Genomic DNA, 766 nt, shown 5'->3' on the forward strand with positions numbered 1-766 from the left:
AGCCATACTGAAAAAGCCTCAACGATGGGTTTGCTTTGATTTTGTCGTACTTGATAGCGTTCATCATCGGAAGCCTTGCTTTTTTTAAGATCCTGTTCAATTTTAAAAAGCTGATTACAATAAGCGAGTCCTTCTTTGGCGATGACAGCGGATTCCTTGGCGGATTCAGGCAACGCACTTAATGCGTCACTGAATTTTCTTCGCGCGTGAGCCCAACATCCGGCAAGAATGACATTTTTGAGTTGCTGGTACCCCGCATAACCATCCACTTGCAGATAACCCTTGAAGTCTTCCAAAAATTTCATCGGATGCTTGGCAGCACGTGTCGTTTGGTAATCATAAAGAATAATTCCCGGTTTTTCACGTCCCGTCCGATAGAGCCAAAGATACGACTTCGATGAAGCAGATCGTCCCGGTTCTTTCAAAACTTGAAGCGTGGTTTCATCTGCATGCAAAAGGTCACGGGCAACTAAGTAAGTCTTCATCCGATCATAGATAAGTCGGAGCCAACGTTCAGCTCCATGAAGCATCCAATTGGCTAGTGTTTGCCGGGACAAGGTGACACCTAGACGCTTCAATTGTTGTTCCTGACGGTATAACGGCTGAGCGTCCAAATATTTTTGACACATCACATAGGCCATCGCCGAAGGTGACGCTAAGCTCTTGGGAAAAACAGCTTTTGGCGCTTTCGCAGTGACAATCGGCGTTTGTATGGCTTCCCGTTCACAATGCCGACAGGTATACGTGTGACGAACATGTTTGATGA

1 protein-coding gene is annotated in these 766 nt (G+C 46.0%); it reads right to left on the minus strand.

Annotated features, from left to right (window positions below):
* Window positions 1-766: IS66 family transposase (tnpC, locus tag ABWW58_RS17115; RefSeq protein WP_353870253.1), on the minus strand; the 766-nt coding region annotated here is incomplete at both ends.

The sequence above is a fragment of the Sporolactobacillus caesalpiniae genome (genome assembly GCF_040513385.1).
Taxonomy (GTDB): domain Bacteria; phylum Bacillota; class Bacilli; order Bacillales; family Sporolactobacillaceae; genus Sporolactobacillus.